26 protein-coding genes are annotated in these 24,113 nt (G+C 69.8%); 19 read left to right on the forward strand and 7 right to left on the reverse strand.

Annotation, left to right across the window (positions count from 1 at the left end):
- Positions 1–23 precede the first annotated feature (23 nt).
- The 9 genes from BM109_RS06500 to BM109_RS06540 are packed head-to-tail and all read left to right on the forward strand — an operon-like array spanning position 24 to position 8,142.
- On the forward strand, positions 24–1,061 hold the full coding sequence (locus tag BM109_RS06500; protein WP_093341524.1) for a sulfonate ABC transporter substrate-binding protein: 1,038 nt from the start codon (positions 24–26) through the stop codon (positions 1,059–1,061).
- A gap of 38 nt (positions 1,062–1,099) precedes the next feature.
- On the forward strand, positions 1,100–2,056 hold the full coding sequence (locus BM109_RS06505; RefSeq protein WP_093341527.1) for a sulfonate ABC transporter substrate-binding protein: 957 nt from the start codon (positions 1,100–1,102) through the stop codon (positions 2,054–2,056).
- Complete coding sequence (gene ssuD, locus BM109_RS06510; RefSeq protein ID WP_093341529.1) at positions 2,056–3,225, forward strand: FMNH2-dependent alkanesulfonate monooxygenase; 1,170 nt, start codon at positions 2,056–2,058, stop codon at positions 3,223–3,225. Before BM109_RS06505 ends, ssuD begins: the two co-directional genes overlap by 1 nt.
- 10 nt (positions 3,226–3,235) lie before the next feature.
- Positions 3,236–4,084: an aliphatic sulfonate ABC transporter permease SsuC gene (gene ssuC / locus BM109_RS06515; protein WP_057593388.1), complete on the forward strand. Its 849-nt coding sequence runs from the start codon at positions 3,236–3,238 to the stop codon at positions 4,082–4,084.
- Between the two features lie 10 nt (positions 4,085–4,094).
- A complete protein-coding gene (locus BM109_RS06520) occupies positions 4,095–5,081 on the forward strand; it encodes an aliphatic sulfonate ABC transporter substrate-binding protein (protein WP_093341531.1) in 987 nt (328 codons plus the stop codon).
- Position 5,082: 1 nt separating this feature from the next.
- Positions 5,083–5,928, forward strand: coding sequence for an ATP-binding cassette domain-containing protein (locus BM109_RS06525; RefSeq protein WP_093341533.1), 846 nt, complete (start codon positions 5,083–5,085; stop codon positions 5,926–5,928).
- Between the two features lie 31 nt (positions 5,929–5,959).
- Positions 5,960–7,249: an O-acetylhomoserine aminocarboxypropyltransferase/cysteine synthase family protein gene (locus tag BM109_RS06530; protein ID WP_093341535.1), complete on the forward strand. Its 1,290-nt coding sequence runs from the start codon at positions 5,960–5,962 to the stop codon at positions 7,247–7,249.
- A gap of 20 nt (positions 7,250–7,269) precedes the next feature.
- Positions 7,270–7,866, forward strand: coding sequence for a malonic semialdehyde reductase (locus BM109_RS06535; protein ID WP_093341537.1), 597 nt, complete (start codon positions 7,270–7,272; stop codon positions 7,864–7,866).
- Between the two features lie 60 nt (positions 7,867–7,926).
- The gene (locus BM109_RS06540) at positions 7,927–8,142 is read left to right on the forward strand and encodes a TOBE domain-containing protein (RefSeq protein ID WP_042579699.1); all 216 of its coding nucleotides are present in this window, start codon (positions 7,927–7,929) and stop codon (positions 8,140–8,142) included.
- 75 nt (positions 8,143–8,217) lie between these two features.
- Here BM109_RS06540 and BM109_RS06545 read toward each other — a convergent pair whose 3' ends face one another.
- Both BM109_RS06545 and BM109_RS06550 read right to left on the reverse strand, forming a co-directional pair.
- On the reverse strand, positions 8,218–8,949 hold the full coding sequence (locus tag BM109_RS06545) for a DUF4261 domain-containing protein (protein ID WP_218159360.1): 732 nt from the start codon (positions 8,947–8,949) through the stop codon (positions 8,218–8,220).
- Between the two features lie 54 nt (positions 8,950–9,003).
- The gene (locus tag BM109_RS06550; protein WP_093341538.1) at positions 9,004–9,345 is read right to left on the reverse strand and encodes a hypothetical protein; all 342 of its coding nucleotides are present in this window, start codon (positions 9,343–9,345) and stop codon (positions 9,004–9,006) included.
- Positions 9,346–9,551: 206 nt separating this feature from the next.
- On the opposite strand from BM109_RS06550, the gene BM109_RS06555 reads away from it, so the two are divergent.
- The 5 genes from BM109_RS06555 (at position 9,552) to BM109_RS06575 (ending at position 14,289) form a co-directional block, all read left to right on the forward strand.
- Positions 9,552–10,031, forward strand: a complete 480-nt coding sequence (locus BM109_RS06555; RefSeq protein WP_093341540.1) for a rhodanese-like domain-containing protein — start codon at positions 9,552–9,554, stop codon at positions 10,029–10,031.
- A gap of 32 nt (positions 10,032–10,063) precedes the next feature.
- The gene (gene epsC / locus BM109_RS06560) at positions 10,064–10,975 is read left to right on the forward strand and encodes a serine O-acetyltransferase EpsC (protein ID WP_093341541.1); all 912 of its coding nucleotides are present in this window, start codon (positions 10,064–10,066) and stop codon (positions 10,973–10,975) included.
- Between the two features lie 7 nt (positions 10,976–10,982).
- Complete coding sequence (locus BM109_RS06565) at positions 10,983–11,252, forward strand: helix-turn-helix domain-containing protein (protein WP_057593379.1); 270 nt, start codon at positions 10,983–10,985, stop codon at positions 11,250–11,252.
- Between the two features lie 133 nt (positions 11,253–11,385).
- Positions 11,386–12,318, forward strand: a complete 933-nt coding sequence (locus tag BM109_RS06570; protein WP_093341542.1) for a family 2A encapsulin nanocompartment shell protein — start codon at positions 11,386–11,388, stop codon at positions 12,316–12,318.
- A 90-nt stretch (positions 12,319–12,408) separates the two neighbouring features.
- On the forward strand, positions 12,409–14,289 hold the full coding sequence (locus tag BM109_RS06575) for a family 2A encapsulin nanocompartment cargo protein cysteine desulfurase (protein ID WP_256222463.1): 1,881 nt from the start codon (positions 12,409–12,411) through the stop codon (positions 14,287–14,289).
- On the opposite strand, the gene BM109_RS06580 is transcribed toward BM109_RS06575, so the two are convergent.
- Positions 14,286–15,281, reverse strand: a complete 996-nt coding sequence (locus BM109_RS06580) for an alpha/beta hydrolase family protein (protein ID WP_093341544.1) — start codon at positions 15,279–15,281, stop codon at positions 14,286–14,288. The genes BM109_RS06575 and BM109_RS06580 overlap by 4 nt on opposite strands.
- Before the next feature lie 20 nt (positions 15,282–15,301).
- Positions 15,302–16,156 carry an AraC family transcriptional regulator gene (locus BM109_RS06585; protein WP_093341545.1) on the reverse strand — a complete coding sequence of 285 codons (855 nt, stop codon included), beginning with the start codon at positions 16,154–16,156 and terminating at the stop codon, positions 15,302–15,304.
- A gap of 107 nt (positions 16,157–16,263) precedes the next feature.
- Between BM109_RS06585 and BM109_RS06590 the strand changes: the two genes are divergently transcribed.
- A complete protein-coding gene (locus tag BM109_RS06590; protein WP_093341547.1) occupies positions 16,264–17,622 on the forward strand; it encodes an NAD(P)/FAD-dependent oxidoreductase in 1,359 nt (452 codons plus the stop codon).
- 157 nt (positions 17,623–17,779) lie between these two features.
- Here the strand turns inward: BM109_RS06590 and BM109_RS06595 are convergent, their stop codons facing one another.
- From BM109_RS06595 to BM109_RS06605, 3 genes are all read right to left on the reverse strand, one after another.
- On the reverse strand, positions 17,780–18,721 hold the full coding sequence (locus tag BM109_RS06595; RefSeq protein WP_093341548.1) for a ketopantoate reductase family protein: 942 nt from the start codon (positions 18,719–18,721) through the stop codon (positions 17,780–17,782).
- 88 nt (positions 18,722–18,809) lie between these two features.
- Positions 18,810–20,024: an N-methyl-L-tryptophan oxidase gene (gene solA / locus BM109_RS06600; RefSeq protein ID WP_218159361.1), complete on the reverse strand. Its 1,215-nt coding sequence runs from the start codon at positions 20,022–20,024 to the stop codon at positions 18,810–18,812.
- A gap of 14 nt (positions 20,025–20,038) precedes the next feature.
- Positions 20,039–21,022: an aliphatic sulfonate ABC transporter substrate-binding protein gene (locus BM109_RS06605; protein ID WP_093341550.1), complete on the reverse strand. Its 984-nt coding sequence runs from the start codon at positions 21,020–21,022 to the stop codon at positions 20,039–20,041.
- Between the two features lie 197 nt (positions 21,023–21,219).
- On the opposite strand from BM109_RS06605, the gene BM109_RS06610 reads away from it, so the two are divergent.
- The 4 genes from BM109_RS06610 to BM109_RS06625 all read left to right on the forward strand — a co-directional run bounded on the left by BM109_RS06610 (position 21,220) and on the right by BM109_RS06625 (position 24,111).
- Positions 21,220–22,053: an ABC transporter substrate-binding protein gene (locus BM109_RS06610; RefSeq protein ID WP_093341551.1), complete on the forward strand. Its 834-nt coding sequence runs from the start codon at positions 21,220–21,222 to the stop codon at positions 22,051–22,053.
- An 88-nt stretch (positions 22,054–22,141) separates the two neighbouring features.
- Positions 22,142–22,768, forward strand: coding sequence for an amino acid ABC transporter permease (locus BM109_RS06615; RefSeq protein ID WP_218159366.1), 627 nt, complete (start codon positions 22,142–22,144; stop codon positions 22,766–22,768).
- A complete protein-coding gene (locus BM109_RS06620; protein WP_093341553.1) occupies positions 22,765–23,496 on the forward strand; it encodes an amino acid ABC transporter permease in 732 nt (243 codons plus the stop codon). The genes BM109_RS06615 and BM109_RS06620 overlap by 4 nt, the downstream gene beginning before the upstream one ends.
- 57 nt (positions 23,497–23,553) lie before the next feature.
- Positions 23,554–24,111 (forward strand): NADPH-dependent FMN reductase, encoded by a 558-nt coding sequence (locus BM109_RS06625; protein ID WP_057593371.1) that lies wholly within the window; start codon positions 23,554–23,556, stop codon positions 24,109–24,111.
- Positions 24,112–24,113 lie beyond the last annotated feature (2 nt).

Genomic DNA, 24,113 nt, shown 5'->3' on the forward strand with positions numbered 1-24,113 from the left:
ATCCAGTCCAAGGACCACCCCGCATGAACCCCGTTGCCACCGAAGACTCCGTGCTCGACGTGCCGCCGCGCTCGCTCTGGCGCGCATTGCGCGACCTCGCCGTCAGCATCGTCGTGGTCGCCGCGATCGCACTGATCGTGAGCTTCCTGTCCGCCACCTCCGCGCATGCGCAGGGCAAGGCCGGCGCCGCCAAGGAGCTGCGCATCGGCTACCAGAAATCGGCCAGCCTGTTCGTGCTGCAGAAGGCGCAGGGCTCGCTCGAGAAGCGCCTCGCGCCGCTGGGCGTGGGCGTGAAGTGGGTCGAGTTCCCGGCCGGCCCGCAGCTGCTCGAGGGCCTGAACGTCGGCGCCGTCGACGTCGGCTACGTGGGCGAGGCGCCGCCGATCTTCGCGCAGGCCGCGGGCGCCAAGTTCGTCTACTTCGGCTACGACCCGGCCGCGCCGCGCGCCGAGGCGATCCTGGTCACCAAGGATTCGCCGATCCAGTCGGTGGCCGACCTCAAGGGCAGGAAGGTCGCGCTCAACAAGGGCAGCAACGTGCACTACCTGCTCGTGAAGCAGCTCGAGAAGAACGGCCTGAAGTTCAGCGACATCCAGCCGGTGTACCTGGCACCGGCCGATGGCCGCGCCGCCTTCGAGAGCAGGAACGTCGACGCCTGGGTGATCTGGGATCCGTTCCAGGCCGCGGCCGAGAAGGCCACCGGCGCGCGCGTGCTCGCCGACGGCACGCCGGGCGTGGTCAGCAACTACCAGTACTACCTGGGCGAGCGCGGCTTCGTGAAGAACAACCCGAAGGTGATCGAGGCCCTGTTCGAGGACTCGGTGGCCCAGGGCATCTGGCTCAAGAAGAACCTGCGCCAGGCGGCCGAGCTGATCGCGCCGCTGCAGGGCCTGCCGGTCGACGTGGTCGAGCTCGCGCTGCGCCGCTACGAGTTCAACGTGAAGCCGATCACGCCCGAGGTCGCCGCCGACCAGCAGCGCATCGCCGACACCTTCTACGCGCTCAAGCTGATTCCCAAGCCGATCAAGGTCAGCGACGCCGTCGTCGCGGCCCAGCCCTGAGCACCGGTCCCCTTCATCTTTCGCAAGCCACACCCGCCATGACCACCATCTCCTTCCCGCGCCGCCGCCTGCTGCAGGGCGCCGCCGCCGCCATCGCGCTGCCCTCCGCCTTCGGTGCGCTGGCGCAGGCGCCCGCGCGCCAGTTCCGCATCGGCAACCAGAAGGGCCTGCTCAACATCCTCAAGGGCCGCGGCACGCTCGAGAAGCGCCTCGCGCCTTTGGGCGTGAGCCTCAAGTGGACCGAGTTCACGGCCGGCCCGGTGCAGCTCGAGGCGCTGAACGTCGGCTCGATCGACTTCGGCGACGTGGGCGAGGCGCCGCCGATCTTCGCGCAGGCCGCCGGCGCGCCGCTGGCCTACGTGGGTGCCACGGTGCCGCGTCCGCAGTCGGAAGCGGTGCTGGTGCCCAAGGGCTCGGCCATCAAGACGGTGGCCGAACTCAAGGGCAGGAAGATCGCGCTCAACAAGGGCTCGAACGTCCACTACTTCATCGTCAAGCTGTTCGAGAAGCACGGCCTCTCGTATGCCGACCTGAACCTGGTCTACCTGCCGCCGGCCGATGCGCGCGCGGCCTTCGAGAAGGGCTCGATCGACGCCTGGGTGATCTGGGACCCGTTCCTGGCCGCGGCCGAGAAGACGCTCGAGGCGCGCGTGCTGGCCGACGCCACCGGCGTGGTGGGCAACCGCGCCTACTACTTCTCGTCGCTCGACTACGCGGCGAAGAACGCCGACGTGGTGGCGATCGCGATCGAGGAACTCAACAAGGTCGACGCCTGGGGCTCGGCCAACCGCGGCGAGCTCGCGACCGAACTGGCCGCGCTGTGGGGCCTGCCCAAGCCGGTGGCCGACCTCACGGTGGCGCGCACCGCCTACGGCACCACGCCGATCACCAAGGCCATCCTCGGCGAGCAGCAGAAGATCGCCGACACCTTCTTCGATCTCAAGCTGATCCCGAAGAAGATCAACGTGCTCGAAGCCGCCACGGGGATCGCGTGATGCAGATCTTCTGGTTCCTGCCCACGCACGGCGACAGCCGCTACCTCGGCACCAGCGAAGGCGCGCGCCCGGTCGACCTCGACTACCTGCAGCAGATCGCGGGCGCGGCCGACCATCTCGGCTACGAGGGCGTGCTAATCCCGACCGGTCGCTCATGCGAGGACCCGTGGGTGATCGCCTCGAGCCTGATCGGTGCGACGAAGAAGCTCAAGTTCCTGGTCGCGGTGCGACCCGGCCTGCACCAGCCCAGCCTGGCCGCGCGCATGGCCGCGACCTTCGACCGGCTCTCGAACGGACGCCTGCTGGTGAACCTCGTGACCGGCGGCGACCAGGCCGAGCTCGAGGGCGACGGCGTCTACCTCGACCATGCCGCGCGCTACGAACAGTCGGCCGAGTTCATCCGCATCTGGCGCGAGATCCTCGCGCGCAGCCACGACGGCCAGGCCTTCGACTACGAAGGCAAGCACCTGAGCGTGAAGGGCGCCAAGCTGCTCTATCCGCCGGTGCAGAAACCGCATCCGCCGGTGTGGTTCGGCGGCTCGTCGGCCGCGGCCCACGAGCTCGCGGCCGAGCAGGTCGATGCCTATCTCACGTGGGGCGAACCGCCGGCCGAGGTGGCGAAGAAGCTCGCCGACGTGCGCGCGCGCGCCGAGCGCCAGGGCCGCCAGGTGCAGTTCGGCATCCGGCTGCACGTGATCGTGCGCGAGACCGAAGAGGCCGCCTGGAAGGCCGCCGAGGACCTGATCAGCCGCGTCGACGACGAGACCGTGATCCGCGCCCAGGCCGCCTTCGCGCGCATGGACTCCGAAGGCCAGCGCCGCATGGCCGCGCTGCATGCGGGCGGCGCCAGGCGCACGCGCGCCGAACTCGAGATCGCGCCCAACCTCTGGGCCGGCGTGGGGCTGGTGCGTGGCGGTGCCGGCACGGCGCTGGTCGGCGACGCCAAGACCGTGGCCGCGCGCATCGAGGAATACGCCGCGCTCGGGCTCGACCGCTTCATTCTCTCGGGCTACCCGCACCTCGAGGAGGCCTACCGCTTCGCCGAGCTGGTGTTCCCGCTGCTCTCGCGCAAGGCCAAGGCACGGCTGGCCGGTGGCTCGCTGAGCGGGCCCTTCGGCGAAGTCGTCGCCAACCTCGACGCGCCTTCGCGCCTCGTCTCGCAAAGCTGAAGGACACGCCATGACGGAACAGGTTCAGGAACTGCCGGCGGTCGCGCCGGCCGAGGGCGCGGGCTCCGCGCTGCGTGGCTTCGGCCTCAATGTCGCCAGGCGGCTGGTGCCGTGGCTGGTGCCCGTGGGGCTGATCGTGGTGTGGCAGATCGCGTCGTCGCTGGGCTGGCTCAGCACCCGCGTGCTGCCGGCGCCGGTCGACGTGGTGAAGGCTGCATGGAACCTCACGGTGTCGGGCGAGCTGTGGACGCACGTGAAGGTCAGCGCGGGCCGCGCGCTCGCGGGGCTGGCCATCGGCGGCGGCGCCGGGCTGGCGCTGGGCCTGCTCACGGGCTCGGTCAAGTTCTTCGAGACGCTGCTCGATTCCACCATCCAGATGGTGCGCAACATCCCGGCGCTGGCGCTGATCCCGCTGGTGATCCTGTGGTTCGGTATCGACGAGTCGGCCAAGCTGTTCCTGATCTCGGTGTCGGTGTTCTTCCCGATCTACCTCAACACCTTCCACGGCATCCGCAACGTCGATCCGCAGCTGATCGAGATGGGCCGCACCTACGGCCTCACGCGCTGGCAGCTGTACCGCGAGGTGATCCTGCCGGGCGCGCTGTCCTCGATCCTGGTCGGCCTGCGCTTCTCGCTGGGCCTGATGTGGGTGATCCTGATCGTGGCCGAGACCATCTCGGCGCAGGCCGGCATCGGCTACCTGACGATGAACGCGCGCGAGTTCCTGCAGACCGACATCGTGCTGGTGGGCATCCTGCTGTACGCGCTGCTCGGCAAGCTGGCCGACCTGTTCGCGCGCGGCCTCGAGCAGTGGTGGTTGCGCTGGCATCCGGGCTACCAGAAGAAGACGACGAAGTGAGGGCAGGGGAATGACGCACACGACCATCTCCCGCCGCCAGGCGATCGCGACGCTCGGCGCAGCCGGCGTGCTCGGCCTGACGGGCACGCCCGGCGCCTTCGCGCAGGGCACGGCCGCGCGGCCCGCCACCGTGCGCCTGGGCTACCAGAAGTCATCGACATTGATCGCGGTGCTCAAGGCGCAGGGCGTGCTCGAGAAGCAACTCGCGCCGCTCAACGCCACCCTGAGCTGGCACGAGTTCACCAGCGGCCTGCCGCTGCTCGAGGCGCTGAACCTCGACAACCTCGACATCAGCGCCGACGTGGCCGACACCGTGCCGGTGTTCGCGCAGGCGGCCGGTGCCGAGCTGACCTTCATCGCGCAGGAAGCGCCGTCGCCCGCGGCGCAGGCGATCCTGGTGCGCGAGGACTCGCCGCTCAGGACCGTGGCCGATCTGAAAGGCAAGAAGGTCGGCTTCGCGAAAGCGGCCGGCGCGCACTACCTGCTGATCGCCGCGCTCGACAAGGCCGGCCTCTCGTTCAAGGACATCGAGCCCGCCTACCTGACGCCGGCCGACGGCCGTGCCGCCTTCGAGAAGGGCGCGATCGACGCCTGGGTGGTGTGGGACCCGTTCCTCGCCGCCGCGCAGCGCCAGTCGAAGGTGCGCGTGCTGGCCGACGGCGCGGGCATCGCGTCCTATCAGCGCTACTACCTCGCGAGCACCAAGTTCGCGAAGGCGCGGCCCGACGTGCTGCGCGTGGTCTATGCCGAGCTCGAGAAGACCGGCCGGTGGGTCAAGCAGAACCCCAGGGAGGCGGCCGCGCTGCTGTCGCCCGTGTGGGGCCTCGACGCCGCCACCATCGAGCAGGCCAACGGCCGCCGCAGCTACGCGGTGCGGCCGGTGGTGCCCGAGGTGCTCGGCGAGCAGCAGCGCATCGCCGACGCCTTCCTGGCCGAGAAGCTGCTGCCCAAGAAAATCAATGCGCTCGACGTGGCGCTGTTCAAGCCTGGAGCCTGAGATGAGTGCCGTCCTCGACCGACCGCAGAACGACGCGCCGCTGGCGATCCCCGGCGGCGTGCGCCTGGAAGTGCGCGGCCTGCACAAGCGCTACGGCGAACGCGAGGTGCTGCGCAACACGCAGCTCGCGATCGAGCCGGGCCAGTTCATCGCCATCGTGGGCCGCAGCGGCTGCGGCAAGAGCACGCTGCTGCGCCTGATCGCCGGCCTCGAGGAGGCCTCGTCCGGCGCGCTCTACACCGACGGCAAGCCGGTCAGCGGCCTGCACGACGACACCCGGATCATGTTCCAGGAGGCGCGCCTGCTGCCCTGGCGCCGCGTGCTCGACAACGTGACGCTGGGCCTGTCGAAGGACGCCAGGGCGCGCGGCAAGGAAGTGCTGGCGCACGTCGGCCTGGCCGACCGCGAGAACGAATGGCCGGCGCGCCTGTCGGGCGGCCAGCGCCAGCGCGTGGCCCTGGCGCGCGCGCTGGTGCACCACCCGCGGCTGCTGCTGCTCGACGAGCCGCTGGGCGCGCTCGACGCGCTCACGCGCATCGAGATGCACCGGCTGATCGAGAACCTGTGGCAGCGCCACCGCTTCACCGCGCTGCTGGTCACGCACGACGTGCAGGAAGCGGTGGCGCTGGCCGACCGCGTGATCCTGATCGAAGACGGGCGCATCGCGCTCGACGAGAACATCGCCCTCGCGCGTCCGCGCTCGCAGGGCGACCCGGCCTTCGCGGCCATCGAAAAACGCATCCTCGACAGGGTGCTGCAAAAGCCCGGGGCAACCGAAGAGGCTGAAAGCGGCGCCGAAGCAAGCTGGCTCGGCAAGCCCGCGCACGAACTGCGCTGGGCGATCTGAGCGTTCCTTCCTCCCATCTGAAAGGCTTCGCATGTCGCAACACTGGAAATTCGAGACCCTGTCGGTGCACGCCGGCTATTCGCCCGACCCGACCACGCGCGCCGTGGCGCCGCCGATCTACCAGACGGTGGCCTACGCCTTCGACAGCGCGCAGCACGGCGCCGACCTGTTCGACCTCAAGGTGCCGGGCAACATCTACACCCGCATCAACAACCCGACGCAGGACGTGCTCGAGCAGCGCATCGCCGCGCTCGAGGGCGGCATCGCCGCGCTGGCGCTGGCCTCGGGCCAGGCGGCCGTGACCTACGCGATCCAGACCATCGCGGAAGCCGGCGACAACATCATCAGCAGCACGGCGCTCTACGGCGGCACCTACAACCTGTTCGCCCACACGCTGCCGCAGTTCGGCATCACCACGCGCTTCGCCGACCACCGCGATCCGACGAGCTTCGAGAAGCTGTTCGACGAGAAGACCAAGGCGGTGTTCGTCGAGTCGCTCGGCAATCCGGCCGGCAACGTGACCGACATCGCGGCCATCGCCGAGATCGCCCATCACCACGGCGTGCCGCTGATCGTCGACAACACCGTGCCCTCGCCGTACCTGAGCCGGCCGATCGAGCATGGCGCCGACATCGTGGTGCACTCGCTGACCAAGTACCTCGGCGGCCACGGCACCAGCATCGGCGGCGCGATCGTCGATTCGGGCAAGTTCCCGTGGGCGCAGCACAAGCAGCGCTTCAAGCGCCTGAACGAACCCGACGTGAGCTACCACGGCGTGGTCTACACCGACGCGCTCGGCCCGGCCGCCTACATCGGCCGTGCGCGCGTGGTGCCGCTGCGCAACACGGGTGCGGCGATCTCGCCGTTCAATGCCTTCCTGATCCTGCAGGGCATCGAGACGCTGTCGCTGCGCGTGGAGCGCATCAGCGACAACGCGCTGGCCGTGGCACGGCACCTGAAGGCGAACAAGTCGGTGAAGTGGGTCAACTACGCGGCGCTCGAGGACCATCCCGACCATGCGCTGGCGCAGAAGTACCTGGGCGGCAAGGCCAGCGGTGTGCTGACCTTCGGCATCGAGGGCGGCCGCGAGGCGGGCGCGAAGTTCCTCGACGCGCTCAAGCTGTTCACGCGCCTCGTCAACATCGGCGACGTGCGCTCGCTCGCCACCCATCCGGCCTCGACCACGCACCGCCAGCTCTCGCCCGAGGAACTCGCGCGCGCCGGCGTGAGCGAGGAGACCGTGCGCCTGTCGGTCGGCATCGAGCACATCGACGACCTGCGCGCCGATCTCGACCAGGCGCTGGCCGCGGCCGCGGCCTGAGGCAGCGCGAAAGCAAAACCATGACAACACTGCAATCCATTCCCGACGCCGCGCTCGACCAGCTGTTTCGCAAGGCGCGCACCGTGCATGCCTTCAAGCCGGTGCCCGTGAGCGACGAGACCATCCGCCAGCTCTACGAGCTGCTGAAGTGGGGCCCGACGGCCTACAACGCCCAGCCCGCGCGCTACGTGTTCGTGCGCAGCGAGGAGGCCAAGGCGAAGCTCAAGCCCGCGCTGTCGTCGGGCAACACCGCGCAGACGCTGGCCGCGGGCGTGACCGTGATCGTGGCGCACGACACGCGCTTCTACGATCAGCTGCCGGTGCTGTTCCCGGCCTACGACGCCAAGCCCTTCTTCGAGAAGAGCGCCGAGGCGGCGCAGGCCACGGCGTTCCGCAACAGCAGCCTGCAGGGCGCCTACCTGATCCTCGCGGCGCGCGCGCTGGGCCTCGATGCCGGGCCGCAGTCGGGCTTCAACGCCGAGCTGGTCGACAAGGCCTTCTTCCCCGACGGTCGCTGGCGCGCCAACTTCCTCGTCAACCTCGGCGTGGCCGACCATGCCGGCACCTTCGAGCGCGGGCCCCGGCTCGCGTTCGACGACGTGGCCGAGATCGCCTGAGCGCCACGCCTTCCATCCACCGATCCATCCATCCACACCATCCAACCAAAGGGAACCATCATGTCCATCCAAGCCATCAACGTGCGCAACCAGTTCAAGGGCAAGGTCCGCGAGATCATCCGCGGCGACGTCGTCTCCGAAGTCGATGTCGAGACCGCCTGGGGCATCGTGACCTCGGTCATCACCACGCGCTCGATCGACGAGCTGCAGCTCAAGGTCGGCTCCGACGTCGTCGCGCTGGTGAAGTCCACCGAAGTGTCGATCGCCAAGCTCTGAATCCCCTGGAGTGCGCGTGGCGCATTCCCCCTCGGCCCGGCGCCAGCGATGGCGTCGGGCTTTTTTTTCATCGGCTCAGAGCGGGACGAGGCGCCAGAAACCGTAGGGGTTGTGGAACAGCGAGTCCGGCCCGTAGGGCTGGTCCTGCGCTTCCTCGATGCGGTAGCCCGGCGCATCGCGCGCGACCGAGAAGGTCTGGCCCGCGCGGATCTCGGGCTCCTCTGCGTAGAGGTAGTGCGTGAACGCACGCAGCAGTTCGACGGCGGCCGCCATGTCGTCCTGGCCGTCGGTGACCGCGTCGCGCAGGCCGAGGTTGTGCATGCCGCAGGAGCTCACGGGCTCGCCCGTGAGGTAGAGCACCAGCGCCCGGTGCGCGAAGAACAGGTGCAGGTGCTCGCAGTGGTCGAGCCAGGCCGCCGGCGTGTGCGCGAGGCCCGTGCTCTCGACTTTCACGCCCAGCCCGCCCGCGCGCACCAGCGCGGCACCGGCCTCCATCAGCGAAGTGGCGTTCTCGTGGCTGCCGCCGGAGCCGACCAGGTAGACCACCGAGCGGTGGCCGTCGACGGCCTCCATTTCGGGCGTGTCGCGCCAGTGCGGCGCCGCGGCGCGGAAGGCATGGGGCATGCGCTCGTCGGGGCCCTCGAAGACCAGCTCGCAACTGAAGCGCGTTCGCGCGCACATCAGGATGCGGCCGGCGAACAGATAGCCGCTGTCGTTCGCGATCAGGTCGCGGATCAGTTCCGTGGTGTCGGTCCAGGGGCCTGGAATGCACAGGACCATCTCGGGGAGGTCGGCGGGCTCGCTCACGTGGGTGCCTTCTCGGTGCTGAAAGCGGTCATTCTGCCGTCGGCCTCCGACATCTCAGTACTTGATCGTGATGCCGGCCTTCACGCCGTTGTTCTGCTTGCCGTCGGATTCGACGCCGGCCGAGAACGAGGTGTTGCCGCCCGTGCTGCCGCCCACCGAATAGATCGGGCGCGAGCCCGAGGTGTCCATGCCGCCATAGGCCGCGGCGCCGCTGGGGCGTTGCACGCCGATGGTCGCGCCGAGGGTGTCGGCCGATTTCTCGGTGGGCGCGATCTTGGGCGCGACGTAGAGGATGGTGCCGTCGTCGGTCTTCACCGGGAGCTTGGGTTCGTCGGCACAGGCGAGGGTGGCGGCGGCGCAGCCGGCAGCCAGGACCAGGGTGGTGCGGATATGCATCGAGCAGAGCAGACACGATCGGAGCCGGCCGCGGCGTAGGCCAGAGTCCCGCCCGGAGGCGCGAAAAGCACTTAGAACGCCCGGTTGTTAAGAATCGACTTTTCAGTCGTTTGAGGATCGCGGACGGGCTCCTACAGTGATGGTCATCGCCACCAACGGCGCATGCATCCATCCCGACAGCAACGCACACCAGGAGCCCGCACACCATGTCCGTGGAAGTTGAAGACCTCGTCCTGCCCGAAGCGCTCGAGAAGGCGCGCGCCCATGCCGCCGAAGCCGGCTGGCCCTATGCCGGCGGGGTGACGCCGCCCGTGGCCTGGCAGCTGGTGCAGGAAGGCAAGGCGGTGCTGGTCGACGTGCGTTCGGGCGAGGAACGCAAGTTCGTCGGCCACGTGTCCGAGAGCCTGCACGTGGCCTGGGCCACCGGCACCGCGCTCACGCGCAATCCGCGCTTCGTGCGCGAGCTCGAGGCCAAGCTCGCCAAGGACGGCGGCAAGGACGCGGTGGCGCTGCTGCTGTGCCGCAGCGGCAAGCGCTCGGCGCTCGCGGCCGAGGCGGCCGCCAAGGCCGGCTTCTCGCAGGTCTACAACGTGCTCGAAGGCTTCGAGGGCGAGATCGACGGGCAGCAGCATCGCGGCGGCTCCGACGGCTGGCGCTTCCATGGCCTGCCCTGGGTGCAGGACTGATTTCTCCCCACGCACGGAAGGAAGAACGGCCCATGGCCCATTTCGAAGTCGCGGAGATCGTCGCCGCGCTGCATGCGGTGCGCAACGAGTGGCGCGACCTGCAGCGCCGCTCGCGCGAACCCGGCGCGCGCGAGTTCCCCTCGCGCGACGCGCTGGCCCAGATCGTGGAGTCGCTCAAGGGCGCGCTGTTTCCGATGCGGCTCGGCCCGCACGACCTGCGCCACGAGAGCGAGGATTTCTATGTCGGCCACACGCTCGACGCCGCCTTGCAGGCGCTGCTGACGCAGGCACGGCTGGAACTGCATTTCAATGCGCGCCACGCACCGCGCAGCGCCAGCGAGATCGACGAGGCCGCCACCGCGGCGGTGCGCAGCTTCGCGAACCGTCTGCCCGAGCTGCGCCGGCTGCTCGACAGCGACGTGCTCGCTGCCTACCAGGGCGACCCGGCGGCACGCAGCGTCGACGAGGTGCTGCTGTGCTATCCGGGCGTGCTCGCGATGATCCATCACCGGCTCGCGCACGAGCTCTACCGCCTCGACCTGCCGCTGCTGGCGCGCATCGTGGCCGAGCTCGCGCACGGGCAGACCGGCATCGACATCCATCCGGGCGCGCGGATCGATGCCGGCTTCTTCATCGACCACGGCACCGGTGTCGTGATCGGCGAGACCGCGGTCATCGGCAAGCGCGTGCGGCTCTACCAGGCCGTGACGCTGGGCGCCAAGCGCTTTCCGACCGACACCGAGGGCAACCTGCAGAAGGGCCTGCCGCGCCATCCGGTGGTGGAGGACGACGTCGTGATCTACGCCGGCGCCACCATCCTCGGGCGCGTCACGCTCGGCAAGGGCGCCGTCATCGGCGGCAATGTCTGGATCACCGACGACGTGCCGCCGGGCGCGAGCGTCACGCAGGCCAGCCTGCAGAAGAACAACGCACCGAGGGGGTGAACACACCATGAATGCATTCGTCGAAGATTTCGGAGTGGCCGTGCGGCAGTTGCGCGAGGCCCATGGCTGGTCGCAGGAGCAGCTCGCGGAGCGCTCGGACCTCAACCGCTCCTACGTGGGCGAGGTGGAACGCGGCCGCGTGATCCCTTCGATCGTCACCGCGCACAAGCTCGCCACCGCGCTCGAGATCAACATCGTGCACCTGCTCTCGCGCTGCGAGCAGCTCGGCCAGTCGCGCCTGGCACGCCGGATCAACTTGGCGGCTATAGCCTGTTGAGGGGAAACCCTTGGCGCCGGGACACTCCCGCCGTCAGTCGCGTTCGTCCCTTTTCTTCATTCCCACGGCCTTTCGGAGTCGCCGGCACCGCTCGCGGTGACCCGGTGGGCCTGACCACATCGGAGTTTTCTTCATGACCGCAACCGTCGGTGGAACCACCGCGCTCGGCGACAACGCCGCAAGGCAGTTGGCCAATGCCACCAAGACCGTTCCCCAGCTCGAGACCATCAGCCCGCGCTGGCTGACGCACCTGCTGCAATGGGTGCCGGTGGAGGCGGGCATCTACCGCGTCAACAAGGTCAAGAACCCCGAGTCGATCAAGGTCACCTGCACCTCGCGCGAGGAAGAGAACCAGCTGCCGCGCACCTTCGTCGACTACGAGGAGAACCCGCGCGAGCACTACCTCAATGCCGTGAGCACCGTGCTCGACGTGCACACCCGCATCTCCGACCTCTACAGCAGCCCGCACGACCAGATCAAGGAACAGCTGCGCCTGACGATCGAGACGATCAAGGAGAACCAGGAGAGCGAGCTCATCAACAACCCCGACTACGGCCTGCTGGCCCAGGTCAGCGAAGAGCAGCGCATCTTCCCGCTGACCGGCGCGCCCACGCCCGACGACCTCGACGAGTTGCTGACCAAGGTCTGGAAGGAGCCGGCCTTCTTCCTCACGCACCCGCTGGCGATTGCCGCCTTCGGCCGCGAAGCCACGCGCCGCGGCACGCCGCCGCCGACCGTGAGCCTGTTCGGCTCGCAGTTCATCACCTGGCGCGGCATTCCGCTGATCCCGTCGAACAAGGTGCCGGTGGCCGACGGCAAGAGCAAGATCCTGCTGCTGCGCGTGGGCGACAAGCGCCAGGGCGTGGTCGGCCTGTTCCAGCCGGGCCTCGCGGGGGAACAGAGCCCGGGCCTGTCGGTGCGTTTCATGGGCATCAACAACCATGCGATCGCTTCCTACCTGATCTCGCTGTACTGCTCGCTCGCAGTGCTGACCACCGACGCGCTCGCGGTGCTCGACGACGTGGAGATCGGCAAGTACCACGACTACGCCGACACCTACAAGTAAGCCGCGGTGAGCTCCCCACTGACTCCAGGCGGCCTGCCTTCGGTGCCGTCGTCCGCCGAGGCGCCGTTCGATCCGGCGCTGCTGGCGCGCATGGCGAGCGCGATGTTCGCCGCGCTGCCGGGCACGCCGCCGGCTTCGCTACCGGGGGCCGCCAGCGGGCTGGTGCCGGGCGCGCAGTTCCCCGCCAACATCGCGCCGCCGGGTTCGCCGCTCGTGAGCCCGGCCGGCTTCGGGCCCAGCGTTCCGGGCACGCCGATCCCGCAGGGGCAGGTGCCGGGCACCAACCTGCTGCCGGCCTCGCCCACGCAACTCCCTTCGCTCGCGAACCGCGCGCCCGCGCTGCTGCCGCATGCGGTGGCCGGCAACGGCGTGCCCGACACGGTGCTGTCGGTGGCGCCGGCCTTCGAGCCACGCTCGGGCGGCCACGTGCTCGGCGTGCCGCCGGTGCAGCCCTCGCAGGCCGCATCGAGCGCCGCCTCGCCGTACTACTTCCTCGGCGGCAGCCATGGCCAGCCGGCCGGTGCCGGCGGCTTCGCGGTGCACGATCCCTTCGCCGACCTCGCGGCGCTGGCCGTGTCGCGCGAGCCCGCCGTGGCGCCGTCCGCGCCCTCGGCACCGGCCAACGGCCGCGATGCGCAGTTCTACTTCGTCGACGCGGTGCGGCTGCCCAGCGGCTTCGTCACGCCGGCCAAGGCCGATCCGCGCGGACCCGAGGCGGTGCCGCTGGCCGGCAGCGGCCAGCATCCGCCGTTCGACGTCAACGCCGTGCGGCGCGACTTCCCGATCCTGCAGGAGCGCGTGAACGGCAAGCAGCTCGTGTGGTTCGACAACGCGGCCACCACGCACAAGCCGCAGTCGGTGATCGACCGCATCGCCTACTTCTACGAACACGAGAACTCGAACATCCACCGCGCGGCGCACGAGCTGGCCGCGCGCGCCACCGACGCCTACGAAGGCGCGCGGGAGCGCGTGCGCAAGTTCATCAACGCGCCCGAGGTGGAAGAAGTGATCTTCGTGCGCGGCACCACCGAGGCCATCAACCTGGTGGCCAAGAGCTGGGGCGGCCAGCACGTGGGCGAGGGCGACGAGATCATCGTCTCGAACCTCGAGCACCACGCCAACATCGTGCCGTGGCAGCAGCTCGCCGCCGCCAAGGGCGCGAAGCTGCGCGTGATCCCGGTCGACGACTCGGGCCAGGTGCTGCTCGACGAGTACCGCAAGCTGCTCAACGACCGCACCAGGATCGTCGCCGTGACCCAGGTGTCGAACGCGCTCGGCACCGTGGTGCCGGTGAAGGAGATCGTGGAACTCGCGCACCGCGCGGGCGCCCGGGCGCTGGTCGACGGCGCGCAGTCGGTCTCGCACATGCGCGTGGACGTGCAGGACATCGGCGCCGACTTCTTCGTGTTCTCGGGCCACAAGGTGTTCGGCCCGACCGGCATCGGCGTGGTGTGGGGCAAGCGCGAGGTGCTCGAGGACATGCCGCCGTGGCAGGGCGGCGGCAACATGATCGCCGACGTGACCTTCGAGAAGACCGTGTTCCAGCCGATCCCGAACAAGTTCGAGGCCGGCACCGGCAACATCGCCGACGCTGTGGGCCTGGGCGCGGCGATCGACTACGTCAACAAGGTCGGCATCGAGAACATCGCGCGCTACGAGCACGACCTGCTGGTCTACGGCATGGCGCAGCTCGGCGCGATCCCCGGCGTGCGGCTGATCGGCACTGCGGCGGACAAGGCCAGCGTGATGTCCTTCGTGCTCGACGGCTACAGCACCGAGGAGGTGGGCCAGGCGCTCAACGAGGAAGGCATCGCGGTGCGCACCGGCCACCATTGCGCGCAGCCGATCCTGCGCCGCTTCGGTGTCGAGACCACGGTGCGGCCCTCGCTGGCCTTCTACAACACCTTCGACGAGATCGACCGGCTCGTGGCGGTGGTGAGAAGGCTCGCGGGCCAGCGGCGCGCGGGCTAATTCGACGACCCGAGGTGCTGCCTGAAGAAGGCCAGCACCTCGGCGTTGAAGGCCGCATGGAAGGCCACGCGGTCGAAGCCCGGGCCGTCGCGGCAGATCTCCGGATTCGCCGCGAGCTGCGCGGCGGAGCAGGGCGCGAGAAAGCCGAAATGGCCGGCCTTGTCGGCCACGCGCCAGTCCGGGGCCGCCGGCAGGTTGCGCCGCACGGCCGCCACGTTGTCGGGCGTGACGCCATCGCCCCCGTATGCCGAGGCCCAGAGCTGCACCGGCACCTTCACCTGTTTCAGGCTCCCGGCATCGAACAGCATGCTGAGCGGATCGGCGATCACCGCGGCCTGGATGCGTTCGTCGTGCGCCAGCGGTGCCGCGAGCAGCGCGCGAAAGCGCTGCCGCATGGCCGTGCAGGCCGGGCCTTGCGGCGCCGCGCTGCAGGGCGAGCCGGGCAGCGGCGGCAGCTTCTCGAAATCGGGCCGCGCGCCGATCAGCACCAGGCCCGTGTAGCCGCCGCGCGAGAAGCCGTAGAAGCCGACCTTGCCGGGCGCGAGCTGCGCATGCGCGGGCCAGCGCGCGAGCATGTGGTCGACCAGGCGGCGGATGTCGGTGGTGCGCGTCGCGAGCGCCACGATGCTGTCCTCGGGGCCGCCGCGGATGCGGAAGTTGTCGTCCGAGTGGTTGATCGCGGCGACCACGAAGCCCGCGTTCGCGAGCGCCTCGGCCGTGTCGTGGTGGCCGAGGAAGGAGCCGCCGTAGCCGTGCGACAGCACCACCAGCGGCAGCCGGTCGCCCGCGATCGGGCAGTCGCGCACGCCGGGCAGGGTGTTGCGCTCGAGCTGGATCTGGCCGTCGGGCGCGGCGCAGGGCGTCCATACCGCGCCGCGCAGCGCCGGGCCGTCGGCATCGGCCGGTATCTCGAGGGTGCTGAAGCCCGCGGCGTGGGCGCAGGCCGCCCCCAGGCCGAGCGCGAGGGGAAGAAGGTAGCGAAGCAGGTTCATGGCGGCAGTGAAGGCCGGGATCAGCCGGCGGGACGGATCGGAATCAGCAGGTCGGTGCGCAACGCGGCCGGCGCGACCTGGCGCGGCGAGTTCAGGTAGTGCTCGAGCGTGGGTCGGTCGTCGGGCTCGTAGCCGCTGCCGGGCAGCCAGCGTGCGTAGAGCGCGTAGACGGCGGCGTTGATGCGCGTGTAGGGCCCGGCGAGCGTGTGCACCGCGTAGAGGCCGCCCGGCATGTCGAAGGCCTCGATCTCGGTGTCGCCGGCCGGCCAGGGATCGGGCGAGGCCGCCGCCACGTAGTAGCGGAAATCCGGCCGCGCCTCGGGATTGCCGCAGGAGATGCCGAACCAGCCCGACACGCGGCGCGGGCCCAGCCGGGCGCGCAGCCGCCGGTGCGTGTGCGGGATGGTGGAGGCTGGCCCGTGGTGGCGCAGCGCATGCACCGGCTGCGCCGGGCGCTCGACGATCCGCACGGCGGGCGGCGCCTCGTCGCTCCGGTCCCGCGCCGCGGGCATCGCGTCGAGCACCACCGCGTGCATCTGCTGCTGGAATTCGCGCGGCGATTGCCCGGTGAACTGGCCGAAGGCGCGCGTGAAGGCCTGCGGGCTCTCGTAGCCCACGGCCAGCGCCACCTCCGTGATGCTCTGGCCGCCGCGCACGAGCAGCCGCGTGGCCATGGCGAGCCGCACGCGCCGCACCGTGGCGGCCACGGTCTCGCCCGCGACGCTCTGGTAGATGCGGTGGAAGTGGAAGGGCGAGAAATGCGCGAGCGCCGCGAGGTCCTCGAGCCGGTGGTTGGCCATCGGGTCGGCCACGATGGCCGCGACGGCGCGCGCCACGCGTTCGCGGTAGTCGTGTTCGGCGCGGGGGGCGGTCATGTCCCGCAGTGTGCCGCCGGGCGGCGGCGGCCGCTTAGCCGACTTTGCGGAGTCCGCGACGCACAGGCTATGCTTTGCGGTCGTCGACAACGTAGCCTGTCCCTCGCATGTCCCAGCCTCCCGCTTCCACTCCCGCCTCCTCGATCACCGACGAATCCTGCGACGTGCTCGTCGTGGGCGGCGGCCCCGCCGGCTCCACCGTGGCCGCGCTGCTCGCCCAGCAGGGCCGCAAGGTGGTGCTGCTCGAGAAGGCGCAGCACCCGCGCTTCCACATCGGCGAATCGCTGCTGCCGGCCAATGTCGAGCTGTTCGACAAGCTCGGCGTGCGCGACCAGGTCGAGAAGATCGGCATGCCGAAGTTCGGCATCGAGTTCGTCTCGCCCGAGCACGAGCACCGCAGCTACGTCGACTTCGCCGAGGGCTGGGACAAGTCGCTCGACTCGGCCTGGCAGGTGCGCCGCTCGGAGCTCGACGAGCTGCTGTTCCGCAACGCCGCGGCGCGCGGTGCCGAGGCGATCGAGGGCTGCCGGGTGCGCGACGTGAGCTTCGACGCCGACGGCGCCACGGTGCGCACGCAGATGGACGACGGCGAGCGCCGCAGCTGGCGCGCGCGCTTCGTGGTCGATGCGACCGGTCGCGACACCCTGCTGGCCAACCAGTTCCGCTGCAAGGAGAAGAACCCCGAGCACAACAGCACCGCGCTGTTCGGCCATTTCCGCAACGCCAAGCGGCTCGAGGGCCGCAAGGAAGGCAACATCAGCATCTGCTGGTTCCCTCACGGCTGGTTCTGGTTCATTCCGCTGGCCGACGGCACGACCAGCGTGGGCGCGGTCTGCTGGCCCTACTACCTGAAGTCGCGCGAGAAGCCGCTCAAGGACTTCTTCTACGACACCATCGCGCTGTGCCCGGTGCTGGTCGAGCGCCTGAAGGACGCCGAGCTGGTCGACGACGCCGTGCACGCCACCGGCAACTTCTCCTACGCCAGCACCCATGCCACCGGCGACCGCTACCTGCTGCTGGGCGACGCCTTCGCCTTCATCGACCCGATGTTCTCCTCGGGCGTCTACCTCGCGATGCACAGCGCCTTCGACGGCGCCGAGGCCGTGGCCAAGGCACTCGACCGCCCAATGGAGTACGCGGGCGCGCGCGCCGACTTCGAGGCCATGATGCGCAAGGGCCCGCGCGAGTACTCGTGGTTCATCTACCGCGTGACCAACCCGACGATCCGCGAGATGTTCATGTACCCGGGCAATCCCTTCCGCGTGAAGGAGGGCCTGATGTCGCTGCTGGCTGGCGACATCTATCGCGGCACGCCGTTCTGGCGCGCGCTGGGCATGTTCAAGGTGCTGTACTACTTCATCTCGGCGATGCATCCGCGCCGCACCTGGGCCGGGTGGAAGCGGCACCGCGTCAACATCCAGGACATGGGGATGTTGAAGGGGGAGACGATCCTCAAGTCGGATTGACAGGGCGGGCGCGCTCGCCTTTGCCATTCAGCGGGGCGGCCCCGTGAATAGCAAGGTGAATAGATAAATCGCGCGGCTTCACGCGGGTTTTCGCTGGGGAAACCCGGGAAGCTGAATGGATTCGTGAATAGATACTCGGCGCGCGCCGGCCAAAGGCTCAGCTCGCCGCGCCCTGCGCGCGGGCGCGCTGCACCTCGTAGGCCTTGAGGTGCACGTAGGCGATGCGCAGCACCGAGGGCACGGCGGGCGCGGGCTGGGGTGCGCGGCTCAGCAGGTCGCCCAGGATGTGGTCGGCCTCGACGGCGCCGCCGCGCGCGAGGTCCTTGTACATCGAGGCGGTGATCGGGGAGCCGGCCGCGGTCATGAAGGCATGGCCGCGCTCGATGGCGCCGGGGCGCACCGCGAAGCCGTTGTGCGCGGCGATGGCGGCGCATTCGTCGAACAGGGCCAGCGCCACGTCCTGGCCGCCCGCGGCGACCACGTCGCCGATGGCGCCGCGCATCAGGCTGGTGAGGCCGGCGATCGAGGCGATGAAGACCCACTTCTCCCACATGTCCTGCAAGACGTTGTCGCTGGCCTTGGCCTCGAAGCCGGCGCCCTCGAACTGCTGCTGGATCGCCTGGATGCGCGGCGGGATGCCGCCCGCGCGGTCGCCGTAGGTGAGGCCGTGCGAATCGTTGAGGTGCAGCACCCGGCCCTCGTCGTCGAGCGTGGCCGAGATCAGGCACAGGCCGCCGAGCACGCGCGCCTCGCCGAAGCGCTCGACCAGGGCGTCGATGTGCTGCATCCCGTTGAGCAGCGGCAGGATCATCGTCTCGGGGCCGACGGCGGGCGCGAACGAGTCCATGGTCGAGGCCAGGTCGTAGGCCTTGCTGCCGACCACGACCACGTCGTAGGGGCCGCCAATGTTCTCTGCCGGCACGTGGGGCGGCGAGGGAATGTGCAGGTTGCCCTGCGGGCTCTGGATCACGAGGCCGGTGGCCGCGATCTGCGCTGCGCGCCGCGCGCGCAGCAGGAAAGTGACGTCGCGTCCCGCCGCCAGCAGGCGGCCACCGAAATAACCACCGAGTGCGCCGGCACCCACCACCAGAAATCTCATCGCGCTTGCTCCTGAATCAGACAAAGAACCGGCGGCGATGATGCCGAAGATCGCGCGAGGCTGCTCCAGGGCCTGGTATTAACAGGCCCTAGGCGCTCGGCTTCTCCAGCAGCCGCTGGCGGGCAAAGGGCGAGAGGTCGAGCGTGCTCGCGCGCCCCAGCACATGATCGGCGATGGCATCGCCGAGCCCGGCCGAGTGCTTGAAGCCATGGCCCGAGCAGGCCGAGACCACCAGCACGCCGGGCAGGCCGTCGAGCGCGTCGATGACGAAGCGGCGGTCGGGCGTCACGGTGTACATGCAGGCGCGGGCCTTGAGCGCGCGGCCCTCGATCTGCGGGAAGCGCCCGGCCACGCGCTCGCGGAACATCGCGACGCTTTCCTCGGGCCGCACGCTGCGGTCGATGGCGTCGGGCGTGGTGGCTTCCACGTACTGCTCGGTCGCGACCTTGAGCGCGGGCTGCGCGGGGTCGGAGGACGGAAAGCCGTACATGTAGTCCTCGGGCCCGTCGCCGAACATCCAGATGAAGACCGGAAAGCGGCCGGGCGCGAAGTCGGCGGCGGCCGCGCCGGTGTCGAACCAGTGCATGACCTGGCGGTGCACCGAGAAGTCGCGCTGCCAGTCGGCGCGCGCCTGCCGGCCGAGAAACTCGGGCAGCCAGGCGCCGGCCGCGACCACGACGCGTCCGGCCTCGAAGCTCGCTGTTTCGGTGCGCACGCGCACGGTGTCGCCGTTGCCCACGGGCTCGACGGCCAGCACCTTCTCTCCGGTGCGCACCTGCGCGCCCGAGGCTCGCGCCACCGCGAGCTGGGCCTCGATCGCCGCCTCGGGCCGCACGAAGCCGGCCTCGCGCTCGTGGTAGCCGATCTCGTCGCCCTGCAGCTGGAACTGCGGGAAGCGCGCGCGGATGCCGGCCGCGTCGAGCACCTCGTGCGCGATGCCGAAGCGCTCGGCGCAGGCGATGGTGCGGCGCACGAAGTCGGGCTTGCCGTGGTGCTCGGCCACGCGGCCCTGCGGCGCCAGCACCAGGCCGCCGGTGGTGGTCATCAGCGAACGGCCGGTGCGCGCTTCCAGGTCGCGCCAGATGGCGTGCGAGCGCTGCACGAAGGGCACGCACTCGTCGCCTTCGCCGATCGCGAGCCGCGTGATGCGCGAATCGCCATGCGAGGAGCCGAGCTCGTGCGGCGGCGCGAACTGGTCGATGCCGAGCACGCGCGCGCCGCGTTGCGAGAGCTGGTGGAGCGTGGCGGCGCCGAGTGCGCCGAGGCCGATGACGATGACGTCGTGGTGGGAGCTGGAAGTCAAGGCGGACAGGGGTGTCAGATGAGGTTCAGGTCCAGGAAGGCGTCCTTCACCTCGATCGGTTTGGGAATGAGCTTGAGCTGCGCGAACACGTCGGCCAGGCCCTGCTGTTCGCGGGCGATGGCCGGCGTGAGCGCGACCACGCCATATTGACGCCGTTCGGTCGCGAGCGCCAGCACCTTGGGCTCGACCTTGAGCTGCGGCGCCAGGGTGGCCACCACCTCGGCCGGATGGCCCTGGGCCCAGTCGTTGGTCTTGCGCAGCTCGGCGAACACGGTGCGCAGCAGATCGGCATTGGCGCGCGCGAACTCGGGTTGCGCGAAGTGGTAGGTGCGGTTGCCGCTGAGGCCGGTGCCGTCGAACAGCAGGCGCGATTCGGTGGCCTGCTGCGCGCCGGCGAGGAACGGATCCCACAGGCCGATGGCCGCCACGCTGCCCGACTGGTAGGCCGCCACCGTGTCGGAGGCGGTGACGATGTAGACCGGCTCGATGTCCTCGTAGCGCAGGCCCGCGGCCTCGAGCGCACGGATCAGCACGTACTGCGTGTTGTAGCCGCGGCCCGTGACCACCTTCTTGCCCTTGAGGTCGCGCACGGAACGGATCGGCGAATCGCGCGGCACCAGGAAGCCGACGCCGCCGGGGTAGGGGCTCTCGGCCGCGAGGTAGACCAGGCCCTTGCCGCTGGCCTGCTGGAACACGCCGATGCCGTCGGAGGCATGGCCGAAGTCGATGGCACCGGCGGCCAGCGCCTCCGACAGCTGCGCACCGCCGAGGAACTCGGCCCATTCCACCTTCACGCCCGCGGGCGCGAGCGCCTGCTCGAGCCGGCCCGTGCCCTTGAGGATGTTGAGCGTGTTGAACTTCTGGTAGCCGATGCGCAGGGTCTTGGCGCGCGCCTGCGCGAACAGCGGCATGGCGGCCGCGGCAATGGCGGCACCGGCGCCGGCGCGAAGCACGAGGCGCCGCGAGAGAGCGGAGGAGGACAAACGGGGAGTGTTCATGGCGATGCCGCGCGCGGCGCGGTGGGAGAAGTGAGCGTAGAGGCCGGCGACTCTAGGGGCCGCGCGCGCATCGCGCGACGAAGCTTTTCGCATGAGCTCATGCGCAACTCCGCGGGGCATATGCAAGCGGAAATTGCTTCGTTGGACCTGGCGCGCGCGCTGCCTAGAGTCGCGGCTTTTCATTCCGAAGAGCAGGCATGACCCGCAGCACATTCATTCTCTCGAGCCTGGCACTTGCCATCGGCTCCTTCACCCTGGCCGGCGCCGCATGGGCCGACCGGCTCGACGACGTCAAGAAGGCCGGCGTCCTGCGCGTGGCCGCCTTCGACGGCAACCCGCCGTTCGGCTACATCGACCCGGCCAGCAAGAAGCAGGTGGGCCACGACATCGACCTCGCGACCGAGTTCGCGAAAAGCCTGGGCGTGAAGATCGAGCTGGTGCCGACCAACCCCGCCAACCGCATCCCGCTGCTGACCTCGGGCAAGGCCGACGTGGTGTTCGCGAGCTTCACCATCACCGACGAGCGCGCCAAGGCGGTGGACTTCACCACGCCGTACTTCCTGGTCGGCCAGCAGTTCCTCGCGAAGAAGGGCCTGCTGAAGGACGTGGCGCAGATCAACGAGATCCGCATCGGCACCGAGAAGGGCACGACGATGGAATCGAACCTGCGCAAGAACTACCCCGAGGCCAAGGTCGTGCTCTACGACGACTCGCCGTTCGCGCTGGCCGCGCTGCGCAACGGCAACGTGCAGGCCATCACCAACGACGGCGTGAAGCTCACCGCGCAGTGGAACGCGCTGCCCGACAAGGAGAAGTACGAGATCCCCGCGATCACGGTCTCGAAGGAGTACCTGGGCGCGGCCGTGCCCAAGGGCGAAACCCGGCTGCTCGAGGCGCTCAACACCTGGCTGGCCGAGAGCGAGAGGAACGGCCGCGCGCTGGCGATCTACGACACCTGGTTCGGCCCGAACAGCAAGGCGCCGCTGCCGCGGCTGCTGAAGATCGGCGACCAGCGCGTGGCGGCGCGCTGAAGGCGCCACGGCCTTGATCGATCTCCTGCGCGAGCAGCTGCTCGCGCCGCGCTACCTGGGCTGGCTGCTCGACGGCTGGCTGACGACGATGTGGAGCTCGCTGCTGGTGGTGGCCGGGGCCACGGTGCTGGGCGTGGCGGTCGCGGCCGGCCGTTCCTCGGACCGGCCCGCGCTGCGGCGCGCCACCGCGGCCTACGTCTCGCTGTTCCGCAACACGCCGCTGCTGGTGCAGCTCTTCTTCTGGTACTTCGGCGCGCCCTCGGTGTTGCCCGAGGCCGCGCGCGAATGGCTCTACGCGGGCCACGTGCTGTCGTTCGAGCTGCTGTCGGCGCTGGTCGGGCTCACGCTCTACGCGGCCGCCTACGTGGGCGAGGACATCCGCTCGGGCATCCGCGGCGTGCCCGTGGGCCAGACGCTGGCCGCGTCGGCGCTGGGCTTCACGCGCGCCCAGGTGCTGGCGCAGGTGGTGCTGCCGCAGGCGCTGCGCATCGCGCTGCCGCCGCTGCTGGGGCAGTACATGAACATCGTCAAGAACACCTCGCTCGCGATGGCGGTCGGGCTGGTCGAGCTGTCCTATGCCTCGCGGCAGGTGGAGGCCGAGACCTTCAAGACCTTCCAGGCCTTCGGCATCGCGACCTTGCTCTACATCGCGACCATCGGCGCGATCGAGCTGCTGGCGGCCTGGGCCGCGCGGCGGCAGGCGAGGGTGGCATGACGGTGTTCGAGACGCTGTGGGACAGCCTGCCGTACCTGCTGTGGGGCGCCTTTCCGCAGGGGCCGTTGGGCGGCGCGGCGCTCACGCTGCTGCTGAGCGCCGGCTCGGCCGTGGCCTCGGCACTGCTGGGGCTGGCCGGGGGCATCGGGCTCGCCACGGCGCGCGGCGGCCTCAAGGCGCTGCTGGTGCTGGTGCTGGGCTTCCTGCGCGCCATCCCGGTGCTGATGCTGATCTTCTGGACCTACTTCCTGCTGCCCTTCGCCTTCGGCGTCAGCGTGCCGGGCGTGCTGTCGGTGATGTGCGCGCTGTCGCTGGTGGGCGGCGCCTACCTCGCGCACGCGGTGCACGCGGGCATCCGCGGCGTGGGGGCCGGGCAATGGGCGGCCGGGCTGTCGCTCGGGCTCACGCGCTGGGGCACGCTGCGTGTCATCGTGCTGCCGCAGGCGCTGCGCATGATGCTGCCCTCGTTCGTCAACCAGTGGGTCACGCTGGTGAAGGACAGCTCGCTGGCCTACATCGTCGGCGTCGGCGAGCTGTCGTTCGTGGCCGCGCAGGTGAATGCGCGCACCATGGTCTATCCGGCCGAGATCTTCATGCTGGTGGGCGCGATCTACTGGTTGCTGTGCAGCGGGCTCGACCGGCTGGCGAACGCGTGGCTGCGGCGGGCGCGCGCCGAGGGCGCCGAGGCCAAGAACTTTTCCGGAAAAGGTCTTGAACGCTTCGCATAATCGCGGGCGTCAATCGACAACCATCACTACGACTCTCTCATTCAAGGAGCTTCACCCATGGCCCAGACCCGGATCGCCGTCATCGTCGGCAGCCTGCGCAAGGACTCGTTCAACCAGAAACTGGCGCTCGCGCTGGCCAAGCTGGCGCCCGAGGACTTCACCTTCGAGCACGTGCGCATCGACGACCTGCCGCTGTACAACCAGGACGACGACGGCAACCAGGCGGCGTCGGTCAAGCGCCTGAAGACCGAGATCGCGGCGGCCGACGGCCTGCTGTTCGTCACGCCCGAATACAACCGCTCGGTGCCCGGCGTGCTGAAGAACGCGATCGACCATGCCTCGCGCCCCTACGGCCAGAGCGCCTGGGCCGGCAAGCCGGCCGGCGTGGTCGGCATCTCGGTCGGCGCCATCGGCACCGCGCTGGCGCAGCAGCACCTGCGCAACGTGCTGGCCTACCTCGACGTGCCCACGCTCGGCGCGCCCGAGGTGTTCCTGCAGACCAAGGACGACCTGTTCGACGACAAGGGCCACATCGGCAACGAAGGCTCGAAGAAGTTCCTGCAGGGCTGGATGGACAAGTACGTGGGCTGGATCAAGAGCCACAAGGCGGCCTGAGC

The sequence above is a fragment of the Variovorax sp. PDC80 genome (assembly GCF_900115375.1).
GTDB lineage: Bacteria > Pseudomonadota > Gammaproteobacteria > Burkholderiales > Burkholderiaceae_C > Variovorax.